We start from the raw sequence: 19,541 nt of genomic DNA on the forward strand, positions 1-19,541 counted from the left end.
AAAAGGTCAACGATTTTCTCGTTGACCTTTTTTTGTCGGGATGGCGAGATTCGAACTCGCGACCCCACGCCCCCCAGACGTGTACTCTAACCGGACTGAGCTACATCCCGTAATTGATGTCCTTTGTTTTTTGACGCTGCAAAGATAAATAAAATGAGAGTACGTGCAAGGCCTCGGAAGGAAAAAATATTTATTTTGATTAAGGATTGCCGGGGTGTTGACAGAAGCGTCAGGCCATAAGAGAATTGGTAATTAAGACTTTAGTTTGTTTCTTTTTTTTCAGTGCAAAGAATTCAAAAAGAATAAAAATATTCTGCACCAATCAATAAATTCTATTCACTGAAAACTAAAAACTACGCACTAATATTATAGTTCCATTCAATTAATAACTTAATTGATTCTTACAAGGATTAAACGAGTGTGGGGACTTTAAAAAAAGAAAAAGGCAGAAGTATTCAGGCAGAAGGCAGAAGAAGTGATTAGTCATTAGTCAACAAGTGGTTAGTGTTGAATAACTGATGACTGACGACTAACCACTAACGACTACTTATAAGGGGCAATATATCAACTAAGTAAGTAAATTTTATACGGATGAAACGAGCATGACTAAAAAGATTTGTCACAATAAGAACATGTATAAACTTTAAGTCATGCGAGTTCCATCAGACCAATGATTTAAATAAAATTTATACTGATGAAACGAGCATGGCGGCTTTTGCCACAAAAGAACATGTATAAATTTTATTAAGCCATGCGAGTTCCATTCGACCAATGTGTTAAATAAATTATATACGAATGAAAAATTCAATTGAAATGTTTTTTTTTGCCTTTTTAAGCATTGGATAAGCAGTTTGATGAAAAAAGAATCCAATCTCTGTGTTTATTGTTATATTTTTGTCTTTTGAAAAAAGTCGGATAGAACTTTCAATAATTTAAAAAATCTAATTTTGAGAGTCCCAAGCCGCTTTTTTCCACCAGTTCATGTTTGAGAAACTGTGTAAAAAACAAAAAGGTGCTTATTCTATTTCTCCCTGCCTGTCCCGCATGTTTTAGGGAAAGTTAATGGGGAGTTAAAATAAAAAGTAGAAGAAATAATGAAATCGATCAATAACGAATGGACAGAGCAGGAGTTGTTAAGAGGAATTACCGATGGCACCGAATCGGCTTTTCGTTATTTGTTTGATAATTACTATCCAATGTTAGTGGCATTTGCCAACCGCTTCGTTGAAGACCTCGATTCATCACGAAACATTGTTCAGGATGTACTGGTTAATCTCTATGATAAAAGAAAAACTATACATATCCATACCTCATTAAAAGCACATTTGTTCCAATCGGTTCGAAACAGAGCGCTTAATCATATTAAGAAAGAAAAGATGGAGCGGGAACACCATGGCCGGATTAAATATGAAAGTGAGGAAGTGGTAAATGAAGAGTTGCTTGCCGTTTCAGAATTAGAAGGAAGGATAAATAAAGTGGTTAATGAGTTGCCGCCTCAATGTCGAAAAATTTTTATTATGAGTAGGCAAGAGGGAATCCCCAATGCGGATATTGCCAAACAGTTATCCATTTCCAAGCGAACCGTCGAAACACAAATCAGTAACGCCCTTAAAAGAATACGTTCCGACCTGAAAAAACATGGGTATTTGCCCTTGCTCGGATGCTTTTTAATTTCTATTCTTTCCGCAGTAAATAGTTTATTCAATTCATTGGTTGGATGAAGTGAAATTTTAATACTTCTTGCCAGGTATCTGGGCAGAGCATTTTTAATTTTGTATGTTTCTTCTGTAGGGTTGAGGCCTGAGTCTTATTGCTAATTTTTTGTTGTACGCTTTTTTATATATGGTTTTGTTGTAAAATAACTTCTTGGTTTAGTTTGTTGTAAGTGTTTAAATGGTTGTTTGGTAGGGTTTTGTGGGTGTGTCTGATAGTTGTTTCAGACTTGCCATTAGGAATAGGTCTTGGTCGGTTTATTATTTTGAATCAGTTTAAAAATGTTTTTTTTTCTACGTGTGGTAAAACAGATAATTGTCTTATAAGTGTCGTAGTTATTAAATACGATAATTTTGAATGAAACGAGCATGTATAAAAGACAAAGGCAGAAGTGCACAGGCAGAAGGCAGAAGAAGTCATTAGTCAAAAGTCATTAGTGACTAGTATTGATTAACTAATGACTAATAACTAACGACTAACCACTAATTACTAACTTTAAGTTTTATTCGGCCAATGAGTTAAATGAATTATATAAGAGTGAAAATTAATCATTAAAAAAGATATAAAGATGGAATTCTTACTTCAAATGTTCGCAGATTTGCTTGGTACGCCTTCTAATAATGAAGTAAATGCCAGGGCAGAAACAGAAAAAAAGGCTAACCGGGAATCCATTGCTAAGACTCCGGAGAACAAAGAACAAGTGGAGGAGGAAAAGTCTGTCATTTTTGGCTTAATCCAATTCCATTAATTAGCAGCAACCTGTTTATAGCTGACTAATGCTCATATAACGTATGTAACGTTATAGCAGCCAAAAAATAAGTCCATGAAAAACTCAAAGAACATACCAACGGAATTACTGGTTCGATATTTATCGGGAGAGGCAACAGCGGAGGAGAAAGATAAAATTGAACAATGGCGTCAACAGAATTCGGAAAATGAAAAAGTTTTCCTGGAATTTAAATCCATATGGGACGCTAAATATCATTCCCTTATTCCCGCCGAAGTAATGGAGAGTGATTGGCAAAAAATACATCAACGTATTTTTATTCCTACCGCTCAGCGTGGAAAAGTGGCACTGTTGGATGCATTTTTAAAGATTGCTGCCGTCCTGTTAGTAATGCTGGCAGTGAGTGGCGCACTTTATACCTACTGGAATGTTCCGGGATATGGCCGCTGGGCATCCTTCAGTACCGGCGATTATGTGGATTCTCTGCGTTTACCCGATAACAGTATAGTGTATCTTAACAACCATTCGTCCTTGAAATATTTGCGAAATTTTGGTGACGGAAACCGAAGTGTTCGTCTTGATGGTGAAGGTTTTTTTGATGTGCAACATGATGCCGACAATCCTTTCCGGATTCATACCCCCGAGGGCGTTGTTGTGGAAGTATTAGGAACCTCATTTCATTTAGAGGCAGGGAAAGGATTGGATGAGCTGGAATTAAACGTTACTCAGGGTGTTGTTTCATTTGGATACCGTGATGTTTTGAAACCCGTTTATGCCGGCAATTCAGCTTTCGTAAAAGAAGATAATGTTCTGGTTAAACCCATCGAGGATAATAACTTTTTGTCCTGGAAAACCGGGAAGCTGGTATTTCGTCAAAGTTCTCTTCCAGCAATTGCCAAAGCTATTCAAAAGCATTTTGATGAAATAAAGGAAGTAAGGTTGCTTACTCAGAGCGACGTAAAAGTAACAACTACTTTCACCAATCAACCGGTTAATGAGGTTCTTGACGAACTAGAACTACTATTTGATAAAAAATTCCATTTAAAAGAAGGTGTTTTAACAATCTCTGACTAATTTCGGGAGATATTTCGTTAATTGAAATTCTCTTGAAATTGACCATCAATATCTCAAAAATAATAACAAACATAGTGGTTGTAATTATTTATTCGACCACTGTAGTGCTTTGTTATGGACAGCAGGCTGAAACGTTGCGGTTTTCCATTGATACAACAACGGGGACTACCATCGAACTGCTGGAATTGCTTCAACAACGGAGCGGGTATGTTATTAGTTACAGCTCTCGCCTTTGTTTGGAAGAAGAGGTAACGCTTTCGCAATCCGAAAACACACTCATTGGCTTTTTAAAAGATATTTTTAAAGATTGTCCCTTTACCTACACCTTAAAGAATAACCGGATAATACTTCGCCCTAAACCGTTATCTGAAGAATCTTTTACCATTAGCGGTTTTATTAGTGATAAAGGCAGTGGCGAACGTTTGTTGGGAGCAAACGTTTATAACGCAACTCGTGAGCAGGGTACTGCCAGTAATTATTATGGATTTTACAGTCTTACTCTTCCCGGTGGTCCCACACAATTGAGTGCTTCATTTGTTGGTTATAAAACTTCATCCAAAAAGTTTGTTCTTCAGCGCGATACCGTAATAAATTTTAATCTTTCACCCAGCGTTGAATTACCAGAAATATCGATTTTAGGTTCTCGCATCCCCAATATGTTAGAAGGTAATAGTTTCGGTGCCATGAGAGTATCTATGGATCAAATCAATGATGCACCGGCTCTTTTTGGTGAACCCGACCTGGTACGTGGCATCCAGATGCTTCCCGGCATTCAAAGTGGGTCTGAAGGCTTTTCCGGACTATATGTGCGAGGTGGAGGCCCTGATCAAAACCTGATTTTACTGGATGATGTGCCGGTATATAACGTTGGGCATCTTCTGGGCTTTTTTTCCATTTTCAATACCGAAGCCGTAAGTCAGGTGTCCATTACTAAAGAGGGATTTCCGGCCCGTTATGGCGGTCGCTTATCTTCTGTTGTGGATGTGAGGATGAAGGACGGACGTAAAGATCGCATAGGCGGCGATATTTCCCTGGGTTTGCTCTCTTCCGGTGTGTCTTTAGATGGCCCCGTATTAAAGGATAAGTCCACATTCGCAGTTTCATTAAGGCGTACTTATATTGATGCTTTGGCTGCCATTTATCAATTGGGTGAAGAAGAAAAAACCAATTACTATTTTTTTGACTTGAACGGGAAAATTAATTATGAATTTTCTGATAAAAGTAAATTATATCTAAGTGCTTATTGGGGGCGTGATAAATTCTATACATTATATAATTTCCGTGATTTTGAGGTGGGTATTCCCGATTTGGATGAAATACAAAATGTTATAACTATTAATGATGAGAGCAATGCCGGGTGGGGCAATTTTACCAGTGCCTTACGGTGGAACTATGTTTTTAATAAAAGGTTATTTTCTAATTTTACTGCCACTTATTCCAATTACCGTTTTTTTATTGGTCTTAAAAGAAATGAGGCGGAAGATCAGACCCTCACTTCGTTTGAGCAGCGATATTTGAGCGGGATAGAGGATTTTACATTAAAAAGTGATTTTGAATTTTATTCCTCCCCCGATTATACACTTAGGTTTGGTGTCAGCGGAGTGCTGCACCGTTTTAACCCGGGTGTGGATATTGTGAAAACTGCTATTGGAACTGAAAGTAACGGTCAAACCACGGTTCTGGAAGATGTAAGGGTTACAGGTCATGAATATCGGGGATACATTGAGCAGGAGTTTGCCTTGAATGATAGGTTTAAAGGTAATACTGGCCTACATGCTGCTTTTTTTCTGGGTGGTTCTACACCATATTGGTCGATCGAACCACGCATATCGTTACGCTATCGTCTATTGCCCCGTTTGGATTTAAAAGGTGCCTATTCCCGCATGTCGCAATTTATCCATCTGGTTGGTACAGCTGGTTTTTCTTTGCCTACCGATTTATGGCTTCCGGTAAGCGACAATATTGAACCAATGCGTTCTCAACAGGGTACCCTGGGAGTAAATATCTATTTGGGTCGTTATAGCCGATACATATTATCTTTCGAAGGGTACCTGAAATCTTTTGAAAACATATTATCTTACAAGGAAAGTACGGGTTTCTTTGATTATAGCACGGCATGGGAAGATAAACTGACATCAGGATACGGAGAATCTTTCGGGGGTGAAATGCTTTTGCAGAAGAATAGTGGTAATTTAACGGGGTGGTTGGGGTATACTTATTCTCATACCACCAGTTATTTTGATGAATTGAATGAAGGAAATTCCTTCCCGGGTCGATATGATAGGCGACATGATGCAAGTATCTTTTTGAATTATCGGATTAACCATCAGACATCGGGCAGTTTAACCTGGATGTTCGGTTCCGGTAATCCCGTAACTCTGCCCGAAGAGAAATATTTTGCTCCTACTTTCCCTTTTGGTGAAACTCCAGAGTATGGTTATTCTCAAAGTGTGAATTCGGTAAATAATTTTCGTATGCCCTCTTTTCATCGATTGGATGTGGGTATTAACTTTACTAAAAAAAAGGAACGGGGAGTGCGTACCTGGAGCGTGGGGGTGATTAATGTTTATGGTCACCAAAATCCTTTTCTGCTCTATTTCGCCGAAAACGATGAGGCGCCTGAGGGTGAAGCATCCATGGAGCTCAAACAATTGAGCTTATTCCCTTTCCCGATTCCATATGTTAAGTTTTCTTTTAAATTTTAAAGGATGGTATAGGATACTATTATGACTAAAGACAAAGGCAGAAGTGCACAGGCAGAAGGCAAAAGAAGTGATTAGTCATTAGTCAACAAGTGGTTAGTGTTAATTAACTAGTGACTAACGACTAACCACTAATGACTACTTTTAAAAACCAATATATCAATGAAGTAAGTAAATTTTATACGGGTGAAACGAGCATGACTAAAAAAAATTGTCACTATAAGAACATGTATAAACTTTAAGTCATGCGAGTTCCATCAGACCAATAACTTAGAAAAATTTTATACTGATGAAAAATGCAACAGCGTTTCTATATATAATTGCTCTCTTAATTTCTTCATGTGAGAAGAGTCTGGAACTTGAGCTTAAAGAAGAAGGTGGGAATTTGGTTTTATTTTCCTTTCTAACCCCCGATTCGGTTTTTAATGTTCATTTAAGTAAAAGTGTCAGTATTTTTTCAATTGATGATTTTGAGCGAGTCTATGATGGAAATATTACCGTTTATAAAAACGGAAAAATGGTGGATGATTTTATCTTTCCATTTGATATGATGTGGGCTTACCGGGAAAATATAACCTTTACATATGGTGATACGCTTCGAATAGATGCTTTCGACAGTGAGGGGAATTATGCATCGGGGCAAACAATAATACCAGATCCGGTGCCAATGGTAGTGAATACCCGAAAAGTTGTAGGAAGTGAATATGGTTCACCCGTTGATACTGTTTTGGAATGCAAAATTAGGATTTCAGATCCCGGAACGGCCGAAAATTATTATCAACTATTGATTTATGAAGATATATGCGTGTTCGAAGAAGATGATTCTGTGTGTACGCGCAATAAAATTGATTATTCTAAAACCGATCCTGTATTTTATGTTCGGGATCAGGAAGAAAGTTTGATTGGAAGCCTGGATTTCGATGGTTGCTTTTCTGACTATTTATTTGATGGTGAAGAATATGAAATAACAATCTATATTCCCAATCAATATATACTCTCGTCGGATTCGTCTTTTTCGCACCGCCGCATTCTTTTTTTTCTGCTCTCACATACTCGCCAATACTACGATTATTTTCGGAGCAGGATTATTGCTGAATATGGTTATGACTTGCCTTTATTGGACCCTATCAGAATCTACAACAATGTAGACGGAGGACTCGGAGTTGTTTCCGGATATGCTATTTATTCCTATACCTTAAATTTAAATTGAGGAATTTATTTATGGAGGTTTGTATTGGTAGAAATGAAATATTGGCATAGGTATATGCCGAGGTGTCATTTTGAAAAAGAAATAATAATTAGGAGTTCTCTATATAATTGATTTTATCTATATGGTATTGTATTATATTATGAACCAAAACCAAACAATTTAAGTAAAACAGAGGTTGTTGGTGGTGTTGGAAGCATTTGCCAACATGATTAAAATTACTGTATAAAAGAAATCATCCTGGTAAGCCCCCTTTGGGGGTTGGTTTAAGTGGTAGATCTTTTTTATTTTGCGGAGCGATTTGGGAAAATTGAAGTCCCAGAAGAACTTTGTCTGAGAGTCAGGTTCGCAAATTGTGGTATTTATTTTGATATATTTAAGCATCTTGATATTTGGAATATTAAAATTGAATATAAATAAATGATTAATTATGGCATTATTTGGAAAAATTGATGATTTAGGGTCAAACGAGCCACAAAAACAAGAAAAAAGAAACGAGATTACAGAAGTAGAAAAAACGCGGGTATTAATTATTGGGTCAGGTCCGGCAGGGTATACCGCAGCAATTTATGCTGCCAGGGCCAATCTAAAGCCGGTTTTATATGAAGGGTTACAACCCGGCGGGCAGTTAACTACTACTACCGAAGTTGAAAATTTCCCGGGTTATCCCGAAGGAATTACAGGTCCTGAAATGATGGAAGATCTGAAAAAGCAGGCTGCCCGTTTCGGTACCGACATCCGGTTTGGCATGGCTACAAAAGCTGATTTGTCTAAACGCCCTTTTTCTATAACCATTGATGATAAAAAAATTATTGAAACCGATGCCCTTATTATTGCTACAGGTGCTACGGCAAAATATCTTGGATTAGAAGACGAAAAGAAATATTCAGGTTCGGGCGTTTCGGCTTGTGCCACTTGTGATGGATTTTTTTATAGGGGCAAGGATGTTGCTGTGGTTGGTGGCGGTGATACTGCTTGTGAAGAAGCGCTTTATCTGGCCGGATTAGCTAATAAAGTGTACATGATTGTTCGCCGGAATGTTTTAAGGGCATCAAAAGTGATGCAGGAACGGGTCTTCAAAACTCCGAATATTGAAATTTTATGGGAGCATCAAACCAAAGGGTTGTTTGGTGACGGAGTCGTTGAAGGGGCTGTGTTAGTTAAGAAAAAAGGGACGCCTGAAGAAGAAGAGGTAAAGATAAAAATCGATGGTTTCTTTTTGGCCATTGGTCATAAACCTAATTCTGATATTTTTAAGGATTATCTTGAAACCGATGAAGTAGGGTATATCAAAACAGTGCCCGGAACTACTAAAACTAATGTACCTGGCGTTTTTGCCTGTGGCGATGTTCAGGACTCTGTCTATAGACAAGCTGTTACCGCTGCCGGAACTGGATGTATGGCGGCCATTGACGCTGAACGATGGCTGGCAGAAAATGCCTAAGGTTGGGGTTACCCTGAAGAACTGCCAACAGTCTCTTGGTAAAATTATCCATAGCAGTTCATAGCAGTTATCTAATAAAAAACTAATATCTTAATTGCAACGAGGTTGCTGAAAGGTTTAATGGCTTTTTAGCGACCTCGCATTGTATTGTAGAGGTGGTTGCTGATGATATAGTCGTAAATACCGTGGGGGAGGAGAAATTTAAGATTTTTGCCCTCTTTTAATCCCTTCCGAATAAGGGTGGATGAGATATCCAGCAGTGGTGCCTCTAAAAATTTAACATTGTTGGAAAGGTTATAAGTATTATTGACTTCTATGGGAAATCCCGGGCGGGGATAGATGACAATTGAATGGTGCTGAAGTAATTGCTCGGAATTGTGCCATTGGTTGATGTGGTGCCAGTTATCACTACCTATTATTAGTGAGAAATCATTATTCGGATAAATGTCGGTAAGTTTTTGTAAAGTATTAATTGTGTATGAAGGAACCGGCATAGAAAATTCGATGTCGCAAACTTTAAAACGCGATTCGGACCCAACAGCCATGTTGGTCATGGTTAATCGGTGATGGGAGGTGGCCAATTCCTCTGTCGTTTTAAAAGGATTTTGCGGACTTACCACAAACCATATTTCGTCAAATGGGGCATATTCTAAAACATAATTGGCTAAAGCCAAATGACCAATGTGAATTGGGTTAAACGAACCGAAAAGAAGTCCTGTTTTTTGCATTAAAAGTACTATATGTTATTGTGATATAAAGTTTTTTACCAGTAATTCGGCTTCGTGGCAAGCCTCCTCCAATTGGTTGTTAACAATAATCTGATCGAAAAAACGTGCATATCCCAGCTCTTTTTCTGCTTTAGCCAGTCGTTTTTGAATGATTGCTTCACTGTCGGTATTGCGGTTCCTGAGTCGTTTTTCTAATTCCTGTAATGAGGGTGGTTTAATAAATATGGCTAAGGCATCTGAGCCATAACTTTTTTTGATATTAGTCCCTCCAACCACATCAACATCCAACAGAGCTACCTTCCCGTTCTGATTTATACGGTCTATCTCACTTTTTAAGGTTCCATAATAGGTTCCTTTATAAACCTCCTCCCATTCAAGAAATTCGCCATTGTTGATTTTTTTTCTGAATTGCTCGGTAGGTATAAAGTAATAGTCTACTCCATTTTTTTCATTTTTTCTTGGAGGGCGATTCGTTGCCGATATGGAAAAAGAAAGATCTGGAACTTTTTTTATCAGCGTTTGTATAATGGTTGTTTTGCCCGAACCCGAAGGAGCTGAGAATATAATAACTTTACCTGCCATATAATATTTTTTGTTGATTTAAATTGATACAGCTATTACTGAAACCGGCTATAGTATATTGAGAATTTGTTCTTTGATTTTTTCCAGTTCATCTTTCATATTTACAACCAAACGTTGAATTTCCGAGTCATTGGCCTTTGAACCTAATGTGTTAATTTCTCGTCCCATTTCCTGAGAAATAAATCCCAATTTTTTCCCCACAGGTCCATCTTCGTTCAATGTCTTATCAAAATAATCGATGTGATTTTTAAGCCGAATCTTTTCTTCTGATATGTCCAGTTTTTCGATATAATATATCAGTTCCTGTTCAAACCGGTTTTCATCTAAATCACCGTTAATATTTAGATTTTTAAGCGTCTCTTTTATGCGGTTTTTTATTTTTTCGGTTCTTTGTTTTTCGAACGGTACCACTTCTTCAAGTAATAGCCGAATAGATTCATTATGTCCTTTTACATCCCGGAACATTGCAGCGCCTTCCTGAATTCTGAAAGCATCCAGCTGTTCTATGGATTGAAGTAAACCATTATAAACAATATTCCATTCCTCTTCATCCAGTTCCGGTTGTTCAGATTTCATGGTGTCGGGTAAGGGCATAATTACTCGTAAAAAGTCGGTGTTGCTACTGATGCCTAGCTCCTCGGCAATAGGCTTTAACTGCCTAAAATATTCCCTTATTACTTCTTCATTTATCCGCGAAATTTTGTCCGGCATTATAGATTCTACGTTAAAGGTTAAATCTATTTTCCCTCGCTGCAGTTTTTGAGCTATTATATTTCTAATTTCTAATTCTTTCTCTTTATAATGAGTGGGCAAACGTAAGTTTATGTCTAGTTGCTTACTGTTTAATGACTTAATTTCTATTATAATTCGTTTGGTTGGAAGTTCGCAAACCGTCTTCCCATAGCCGGTCATGGATTTTATCATCGAAAATATTTTTTGGGATTCTATCACGGCAAAGTTAGTTATTAAGAACCAATAAAAGTTTATAGGGTGGGGTATATTTTAAAGTCCTTTGATGTTTTATTCTTTATATTTCATTTTATTAAAGGTATTGACTAATAAATTAATAAAAAATATGAACAAAAGAATATAATTGCTGTTTTTATTTATAGTTATTCTAAATTAATTCAAACTCAAAATTAAGGGCCATGAAAAAGATGAAATTCAGTTTGCTTATAGTTTTGTCCGGAATATTCATTCTGGCGTCGTGCGACAAAAATGATGATAATAACACAGAAGAAATACCAGATGAAAGTAACACCATTGTAGACGTTGCTTCTGCTGATGAAAATTTTTCAGTTTTGATAGATGCCTTGGAACTGACAGATTTAAAAGATGCTTTGGCGGATGAGAATGCCGAATATACGGTATTTGCGCCGACCAACGATGCTTTTAGTGATTTGTTGACTGAGTTGGGGTATGACGAATTGGAAGATCTACCAAATGATGATCTTAAAGAAATTTTGTTGTATCATGTACTGGCCGGTAAGGCTGAAGCCAATGAAGTGGAAAATGGCTATTACAGCACATTGGCTGATGGCCCTCAAGACGGATATACGTTATCTATGTACATTAATATGGATGATGAAATGATCAACAGTCGGGCCTCTATTACTGCCACCGACATAATGGCTGATAATGGGGTTATTCATGTTGTTGATAAGGTTATCTTGCCATTATCCTTGTCGGGTCATGCAGCTGCTAATAGTGCTTTTTCTGTATTGGAAGAAGTAGTTGAAAAAGCAGGATTGTCGGAAACTCTTAACAATAGTTCTTTGAGTTTTACCGTTTTCGCCCCTGTGGATGATGCTTTTAACCAATTGTTTACCAATTTGGGTTTCACATTGGATGATTTATCGCTAGAGGACCTGCAACCCATATTGCTATACCATGTTGTAACGGGATTTCTGCCTTCTGCCGATATTGAATCAGGTTATGTTACAACTCTTAGTCAGATAGGGGAACAATTTGTGAGTTTGCAAGTTAGTTTAGGAGATAATATAATATTAAACGGGAATAGCAATGTTATTATTGAGGATGTTGTTGCAACCAATGGTATTATTCATGCCATTGATGAAGTATTGATACCACCCGAAGTGGTTGATTTGGCTTTGGACAACTCCGATTTTTCTTATTTGGTAGAAGCATTGGTAAAAGTTGATCTCGTTGAAGCTTTAAGGGATGAAGGACCTTTTACTGTTTTTGCACCTGTTAATTCTGCATTTGAAGACTTGTTCGAAACATTGGGTGTAAATGGACTGAATGATATTGATGATGAAACGCTTGAAAATGTGCTTTTGGCGCATGTGGTTAGTGGGTATTTTTTATCCTCAGATTTAAGTAACGGTTCTTTGTCAACCTTGAATAGTGAAAAATCTTTAACCATAAATGTTGATAACGGAATTGTTATTGACGGAGATATAAATGTTCTGTTGGCTGATATTAAGGGAACCAATGGAGTTGTACATGTTATTGATAAAGTAATTGTTCCCTAAAATATTAATATAATCTATAAAAAAGGGGCTTCAGGGTGAACACCAAAGGTTCAACGGTAGTCCCTTTTTCTTAGTGGTAATCTTTGCCTGGTGTAAAAAAATAAATATCAAATCATCAGGGTAATTGTATTGTTGAAATTTGTTGAAAAATGGCTGTTTATTCCATTAAAGATCTGGAAAATATTTCAGGCGTAAAAGCTCATACTATAAGGATATGGGAAAGACGGTATGGTTTGATTGAACCTAACCGGACTTCGACCAATATTAGATATTATTCGGATGCCGATCTTAAAAAACTACTCAACATATCTATCTTAAACCAAAACGGATATAAGATATCGAAAATAGCTCAGTTGAGTGAGCAGCAATTGAGGGATCGTGTATTGGAACTGTGCATAAATGGGCGGAAAAACAACCTTCACATTGAAAGTTTGATGGTTTCAATGTTAGAGTTAGATGAAAAAAAATTTGTAAATGTATTATCGGCAGCCGTTATTAAATATGGTTTTGAGGCAACCGTTGAACAGGTGTTGTTCCCTTTTCTCGACAGAATTGGTATGTTATGGCAGACTGGTACAATTAATCCGGCACAGGAACATTTTATCTCAAACCTGATACGGCAAAAAATTATGGTGGCCATCGATAATGAAATGCAAAATATTGTGGCCCAAGGACCAAAAATGATTTTCTTTTTACCTGAAGGTGAAATGCATGAACTTGGAATTTTGTTCTATAGCTTTATTGCACGCAAGGAAGGGTTAGAGGTGATTTATTTAGGTGCTTCAGTGCCTCTGGAGGATTTAAAAGCGGTACAACAAATCCGTCCTGCAGATGCTTTTTTTACTTCCTTTGTTACTGCGCGCGATAAAGAGCAACTCGAGGTGGATTTGCTTAAGTTTCGGGAATCTTTTACGGATATACCCTTCTTTGTATCAGGAAAATTGGTGCGTGAGTTGGAACCTCAACTTCCTGATAATTTTACTGTTATTTCTTCCGTGCGAATTTTTAAAGAAAATATAAAACTACTGCAATATAGTGATTAGTAGACATCACATTAGGGCTGGGGGCTTCGCCTGTTGTAATGTTTCTAACGGATATTAATTAAGAGTTTAATCCATTTAATTAAATCACTTTTTTATTCTTCCATTTTCCTGACAAATAATATATCATAGTTCCAATTAGTCCGATTGTCCATCCGCAGGGAATAGCCCACCATATGCCAGAGGGGCCTATATGTGCGGAAAACCAGGCTGCCAGCGGAATACGAATTAACCACAAAGATATAAGAGTTATGAACATGGGGATGAGTGTATCCCCGGCGCCACGTAATGTGCCATGCATGGTAAACATGGTAGCAAAAACAGGATAAAACGAACTAACTATTATGAGGTATTTCCTTCCATATTCAATGACTTCCGGGCTATGGGAAAAGAGGGAAATCAGGTTTTTCCCTTGAAAAATTACAATAAACATTACTGCTAAACTTATACACCAGCTCATTATCAATGTTGCCCGAACACCATTGCGGATGCGTAAGATTTTTCCGGCACCAAAATTTTGACCTACAAATGCTGATAGGGCTGAGGCAAGATTCATTGCTGGCATCGATGCTAAAGCATCTATTCTACTGGCTGCTGTATAGGCGGCTAATACAGCTGTATCAAAATTGTTGATAATTCGGATAAGCGCCATCATGCCAAGAGCTACAAACATTTGCTGGAAGCCGGTGGGTAACCCGATGATTACGCTCTTTTTAAAGATATCCCTGTCAAAGACAAACGATTTTCGACTGAAATTTATTAAATATTGCCTACGGTTTAAGATAATAATAGCTGTTATAAAAGTCCCGCCTTGAGCTACTATGGTGGCAATAGCAGCACCTGCTATGCCCCATTTAAATACCAGGATAAAGAGCAAATCCAAACCAATATTGGCAATGGTGGCTATGGTAAAAAACAACAATGGAGTTCTGCTGTCGCCTAACCCGCGAAGAATAGAGGCCGTACTGTTTAGGGCAAAATAAATAAGCAGGCCCGACATGTATACCGTAAAATATAGTATGGCCTCGGGCATTACATCTTCGCCTACACTTAATAATGTAAATATTTTTCTGGCCAAGAGTATTCCCGTGGCCGATAATATTAAAGAGGCTCCAAATACAAAAACATATAGGGTTCCAATGGCTTTTTTTACATTGTCATAATTTTTGGCACCAAAATATTGGCTTATTACTACGGTGGCGCCACTACCTATACCAATGACAAAGGATATGAGGGTATAAAAAATAGGAAATGATGCACCTACAGCTGCTAATGCCTGATCGCCTAAATATTTACCTACGATAATTGAATCAACTATATTATATAGTTGTTGAAAGATATTTCCTATTACCATAGGTACAGCAAATCGAAAAATAAGTCTTCCTTCCTTCCCGTATGTTAAATCTCTCATTTAATATTTGTTTACATCATATGTAATTACCTTGGATGCAAAACTATGGAAAAAATATTTGTTGAATGGCTTTATTTTGTTTGCGCCGGGCTGTAACTTTTTCGTCAAGTAAAGAAAAACTGTTATTTTTACTGGCTCAATGGCCAAAATATGGGTAAGAAGATAGTACTTTTTTTGAAGTTTTGGGGGCTGGTATGTAGTTTGGCTTCAACACAAGCTTCGCCCTCTCATTTTAATGAGTTGGTTGTTATTAATATAGAAAATCCAGATTCATTTTATGTTGCCAGGAAAGGTGGTGCCGAATACTTCTTATCTGATCTATATGGGCATCATCACATGGTTTCGTCAGGAAGAATCAATGTTTGGGTAGAAAATTATTTTGTTCCCAAGCAGAGAAGCGGACGGTTTAATAGTATGGATGGTCGGCGATATATTGTTAAACCCATGCTTTCTTTTCAGACCGGATCCGAAAGTTCTGTCGGTTTGGATGTAAAGAAGAAAGTGTATCAGCCATTTACCTTGTCATTAAAATATAAATATTTTGACTATCCTTCCATTCTGGATTATCCTTCACCTTATGAAAGAACTCCTTTAGAGGCGTATCTCTATTTTTTAAAGCACCCTTCAGGTGCCGATACGCTTATAAAAATAGAAAATGCCAGGCCCATCGAAAAAATTATGCAAAAAACTCTTGTTGATGCACCTTATCTGGTTGAAGAAATTTGGGATGAAATACCTGATCCCCCAAAGATTGTTTATGGGGATGGCTTTATTGAGAAAAAATCGGCTCATGAAGAAATCCTGCGTTTGTTAAGTGTTGAGGGGCCTGATGCTAAAGGAAAACTTAATAAACGTGCCGGGCCTGATCGACCCTGGACTTATGGTGGAACCGAAAATATTCAGTTTTCGCAAGCCTTTTTGGAAAATTGGGCTAAGGGAGGACAAAATTCCATTTCTTTACTTAGTGACTTGAGAATCAATGCAAAATATAAAAAAGAAAATGTGGAGTGGGAGAGTTATGCTATCCATAAATTGGGGTTTCTAAGTGCTGAGGATCAAAAGTCACGGGTAAATGATGATTTAATTGAATTAAATAGCAAATATGGTGTGAGTGCCGGGAAAAAATGGTTCTATAGTGGATTAATTAATTTTAAAACACAGTTTTTTAACGGATATTCCAAAAATGATGTTGATAAAGAGAATCCTATCTCAGGTTTTATGGCTCCTGCCTATTTTACTGCCGCATTGGGTATGGATTACAAAGAAAAAAATTTCACTTTGATGCTTTTGCCTTTTACATCGAAGCTAACTTATGTTGCTGATACAGCAAAGATTGATCAGACTAAATATAAGATTCCTGAAGATAAAAAGAGTGATACTATGGGGGGTGCTTCTTTGGTTAATAGTCTTAAATGGAGTTTTGCTAAGGATTTCAACTTGTCTTCAAAACTCGATTTTTTCTATGAGTACATGGGTACCGAGAATCAGGTTCAAGGAGAATGGGAATTGATTCTCGATATGAAAATTAATATTTTCCTGAAAACGCGAATCGCAACTTATCTGAGGTATTACAGCAACGAATCTGATAAGCTTCAGTTTAAGGAAAACTTGAGTATTGCTTTTAGTTACAGATTCTAGACAAATAAAAGGCTTTAACTTTGTTTAACGGTTATTTCTCTTGTTATTTTATAATTCATCTTACATTTGCCAGTCAATATAACAAACAATTGTTGGAGTTGTTATGTTGACATTATTTTATCCGAACAAAGGTGTGTTTGAGTGCAAAATAAATCACGATTTATTGTTATTTTAACAAAATTTGGGTTGACTTCGGCACGGGCTTTGTTTATATTAGTTAAAGTTTTCTCATAGTTTAGGGTTAGGTTTGGTTAATAGAGGGTCGTTTACAAAAGCGTGAACGGCCCTCTTTTATTTTTTGAATGCATAAAAATTAAATTTGGTCATTAGCCACATGCCATTGTTAAACAATTAAAAGTGAAAGGCCTATCTGCGATGTTTTTTAAACGTCTGAACGTACAGGCTGTTTCCTTTAAATTTGGCTTTTCTGAAGGCTTTAATCAATTCTTTTTCATAATGCTGATCAGCTTCGAAAATGGTATGTGCCGGTTGAATGTCAATTTTTCCGATTTGGATATTGTATTCCGGAGTATGGCGATTGATAAGGTTTATCAATAAGTCGGGACGCATATTGTTTTTTCGACCCAGATTTATGGAAAATTTTGAAAAACGTCGCCCTTTTTCTCTACGATTTCGTTTATTTTTTGTGGAATTTGGTCGTTCGGCAGAAACATTTAAATCAGGTGCGGTCGAATAATCTTCATAAACCCGGTAAAATTCTCTGGATAGTATTGCTTTTATTAAATCTTCTTTGGATAGATGATTTAAGTGTTCTTGAACAAGATCCCAATATTGGTCCAGCGGGAATGAATTGGGTTCTACTGTTTTTAATGTTTCAAGATAATTAACCAGTCGGTTTTGAAAAACTTCCATTCCACCAGGGACCATGATACGGGTGAAAGATTTTTTAATCTTTCGCTCCAGCATCTTGATTTTATTTGTTTCTTTGGGTGAAATGATGGCCACTGATACTCCCGATTTTCCTGCTCTTCCTGTTCTGCCACTTCGGTGAACGTAGTTTTCGGTTTCATCGGGAAGATGATAATGAATAACATGAGTTAGGTCGTTAACATCCAATCCTCTGGCAGCCACATCGGTTGCAACCAATATCTGAAGGTGTTTTTTGCGAAATCGGCCCATCACCTGGTCACGTAATCCTTGCGATAGTTCACCATGCAAGGCATCAGCATTGTAGCCATCTTCAATGAGTTTATTGGCTATGTCCTTCGTCTCTTGTCTTGTTCTGCAAAATACAATACTGTAAATATCGGGATGCATATCGGCAAATCTTCTTAGAGTGGGATAAGCTGTTGAAGTAGATGTTACCATATAAAAATGGTTTATATTTTCTGCTGTTTGGTTGTTATGTGTTACGCTGATTTTATGTGGTTTGTTCATATATTTCCCTGCGATGGATTCTATATCCGGGGGAATGGTTGCTGAAAAAAGTAATGTTTGTTTGGTTTTTGGGGTTTCGGCCAGGATTGCATCCATCTCATCTTTAAAACCCATTTTGAGCATCTCATCAGCTTCATCCAAAACCAAAAATCTGACAGAGGATAAATCTAGAATTCTTCTGTTAATTAAGTCGTTAACGCGTCCGGGCGTGCCTACAACCATGTGACATTTCCTTTTGAGAGCGCTGATTTGCCGATTTATTGGTTCCCCGCCATATACTGCCACAACGGACAAGGGTAGGTTGGTGCTAAAACGTTCAATATCTCTGGTGATTTGAAGGCATAGTTCTCGGGTAGGACATAAAATAATACTTTGTATTTTATTGTTCTCTGTGTTTATTTTCTGAAGGATTGGTAATCCAAATGCAGCGGTTTTACCCGTGCCGGTTTGTGCCATGGCGACCAGATCATTTTCAGACTCCAGAATGTATGGAATTGTTTTAGATTGAATTGGGGTAGGGGTTTTAAATCCGATTGTTTCCAGTGATTCTAAAATTTCGGGTCGGAGGCCCGTTTCTACAAAATTTTGCATACTATTTTTAATAAAGTTTAATGGCGATATTTTTGGGGGTTGATTCGGTTTTAGAGGATATGGGATACATATTCTTCCTTTTTTAGGGGCTTATAATTAATCTTATCGTTTCAACTAGTTTGTTTATAAAACCGAGTACCTATTAAAATAATGAAATTTAATTTGTTTATTGCTTAATTAGCAATAGATTATGCTCATTTTTATTGTTGGTACTAACGATTAATAGGGTGAATACGATATCCAAAGCAGATTCATCCGTAAAAATGTTACTTAAGTTATTGGTCTGACAGAACTCGCATGACAACGGGTTTTATACACTTTTATGACAACCCTATTTTGTCATCCTTGTTTCATCTGTTTTAAGTCTTTTTTTGTAGAAAAAAATTCAACCAAAAAAGAAACGTGCCCACCTCTTAAATAGTCTCACGTTTTGCAACCTCGCCATCGTTTTTGGTTGAACTTAACGTGAAGTCATTGGGGATAGATTAACCTTTCTAACGTTAACCCAAATTAATTACGGAACAAAGGTAGTGCGCCGATTTTATATATTGATACTTTACAGTCAATAATTAATAAAGTTTAACTTAATAGTGTTTTGTTTTTGACTTCAATTTCCTTCCCAAATGAATAAAGAAATATCCGTAACATATTTATTTTAAAATTCCTGTGATTTCTGTTCCTTTCCTCAAAAGAATTCTGGAGTTTCCTCAAAAATTAATCAGGGAATAAAGATAACTGGAATTGGTTGTGATGAGGACCAATCCGGCTTTTGAAATCAGCAATACCTTTCC

General features: G+C 37.1%; 14 protein-coding genes and 1 tRNA gene. 9 read left to right on the forward strand and 6 right to left on the reverse strand.

All coding sequences use genetic code 11. The features are described 5' to 3' along the window. Positions 1 to 35: 35 nt before the first annotated feature. Positions 36 to 110 (reverse strand) — tRNA-Pro (locus BM130_RS09390). Between the two features lie 984 nt (positions 111 to 1,094). Between BM130_RS09390 and BM130_RS09395 the strand changes: the two genes are divergently transcribed. The 6 genes from BM130_RS09395 to trxB all read left to right on the forward strand — a co-directional run bounded on the left by BM130_RS09395 (position 1,095) and on the right by trxB (position 8,867). Then, positions 1,095 to 1,721: an RNA polymerase sigma-70 factor gene (locus BM130_RS09395; protein ID WP_010528065.1), complete on the forward strand. Its 627-nt coding sequence runs from the start codon at positions 1,095 to 1,097 to the stop codon at positions 1,719 to 1,721. 560 nt (positions 1,722 to 2,281) lie between these two features. Then, positions 2,282 to 2,461 (forward strand): hypothetical protein, encoded by a 180-nt coding sequence (locus tag BM130_RS09400; protein ID WP_029626654.1) that lies wholly within the window; start codon positions 2,282 to 2,284, stop codon positions 2,459 to 2,461. A gap of 75 nt (positions 2,462 to 2,536) precedes the next feature. Beyond that, on the forward strand, positions 2,537 to 3,514 hold the full coding sequence (locus BM130_RS09405; protein ID WP_010528064.1) for a FecR family protein: 978 nt from the start codon (positions 2,537 to 2,539) through the stop codon (positions 3,512 to 3,514). 74 nt (positions 3,515 to 3,588) lie between these two features. Further along, positions 3,589 to 6,219, forward strand: coding sequence for a TonB-dependent receptor (locus BM130_RS09410; protein ID WP_010528063.1), 2,631 nt, complete (start codon positions 3,589 to 3,591; stop codon positions 6,217 to 6,219). Between the two features lie 286 nt (positions 6,220 to 6,505). Beyond that, a complete protein-coding gene (locus BM130_RS09415) occupies positions 6,506 to 7,426 on the forward strand; it encodes a DUF4249 domain-containing protein (protein WP_010528062.1) in 921 nt (306 codons plus the stop codon). 427 nt (positions 7,427 to 7,853) lie between these two features. Further along, on the forward strand, positions 7,854 to 8,867 hold the full coding sequence (trxB, locus tag BM130_RS09425; RefSeq protein WP_010528060.1) for a thioredoxin-disulfide reductase: 1,014 nt from the start codon (positions 7,854 to 7,856) through the stop codon (positions 8,865 to 8,867). 128 nt (positions 8,868 to 8,995) lie between these two features. On the opposite strand, the gene nadD is transcribed toward trxB, so the two are convergent. Genes nadD through BM130_RS09440 form a run of 3 tightly spaced genes read right to left on the reverse strand, consistent with a single transcriptional unit; the run spans position 8,996 to position 11,101 of the window. Further along, a complete protein-coding gene (nadD, locus tag BM130_RS09430; RefSeq protein ID WP_010528059.1) occupies positions 8,996 to 9,595 on the reverse strand; it encodes a nicotinate (nicotinamide) nucleotide adenylyltransferase in 600 nt (199 codons plus the stop codon). A 15-nt stretch (positions 9,596 to 9,610) separates the two neighbouring features. Then, complete coding sequence (gene gmk / locus BM130_RS09435) at positions 9,611 to 10,177, reverse strand: guanylate kinase (RefSeq protein ID WP_010528058.1); 567 nt, start codon at positions 10,175 to 10,177, stop codon at positions 9,611 to 9,613. A gap of 48 nt (positions 10,178 to 10,225) precedes the next feature. Then, positions 10,226 to 11,101: a YicC/YloC family endoribonuclease gene (locus BM130_RS09440; protein ID WP_010528057.1), complete on the reverse strand. Its 876-nt coding sequence runs from the start codon at positions 11,099 to 11,101 to the stop codon at positions 10,226 to 10,228. A 224-nt stretch (positions 11,102 to 11,325) separates the two neighbouring features. Here BM130_RS09440 and BM130_RS09445 point away from each other — a divergent pair, with 224 nt between their 5' ends. Together BM130_RS09445 and BM130_RS09450 are read left to right on the forward strand one after the other, a co-directional pair. Further along, complete coding sequence (locus tag BM130_RS09445; protein ID WP_010528056.1) at positions 11,326 to 12,672, forward strand: fasciclin domain-containing protein; 1,347 nt, start codon at positions 11,326 to 11,328, stop codon at positions 12,670 to 12,672. Positions 12,673 to 12,821: 149 nt separating this feature from the next. After that, positions 12,822 to 13,715 carry a MerR family transcriptional regulator gene (locus BM130_RS09450; protein ID WP_010528055.1) on the forward strand — a complete coding sequence of 298 codons (894 nt, stop codon included), beginning with the start codon at positions 12,822 to 12,824 and terminating at the stop codon, positions 13,713 to 13,715. A gap of 79 nt (positions 13,716 to 13,794) precedes the next feature. Here BM130_RS09450 and BM130_RS09455 read toward each other — a convergent pair whose 3' ends face one another. Then, a complete protein-coding gene (locus BM130_RS09455) occupies positions 13,795 to 15,123 on the reverse strand; it encodes an MATE family efflux transporter (RefSeq protein ID WP_010528054.1) in 1,329 nt (442 codons plus the stop codon). Between the two features lie 150 nt (positions 15,124 to 15,273). Between BM130_RS09455 and BM130_RS09460 the strand changes: the two genes are divergently transcribed. Continuing rightward, complete coding sequence (locus tag BM130_RS09460; protein ID WP_010528053.1) at positions 15,274 to 16,761, forward strand: DUF3078 domain-containing protein; 1,488 nt, start codon at positions 15,274 to 15,276, stop codon at positions 16,759 to 16,761. 366 nt (positions 16,762 to 17,127) lie between these two features. Here the strand turns inward: BM130_RS09460 and BM130_RS09465 are convergent, their stop codons facing one another. Next, a complete protein-coding gene (locus BM130_RS09465; protein ID WP_010528052.1) occupies positions 17,128 to 18,750 on the reverse strand; it encodes a DEAD/DEAH box helicase in 1,623 nt (540 codons plus the stop codon). Positions 18,751 to 19,541: the final 791 nt, after the last annotated feature.

It is taken from the genome of Thermophagus xiamenensis, assembly GCF_900112795.1.
In the GTDB taxonomy this organism is placed as follows: Bacteria; Bacteroidota; Bacteroidia; order Bacteroidales; family Marinilabiliaceae; genus Thermophagus; species Thermophagus xiamenensis.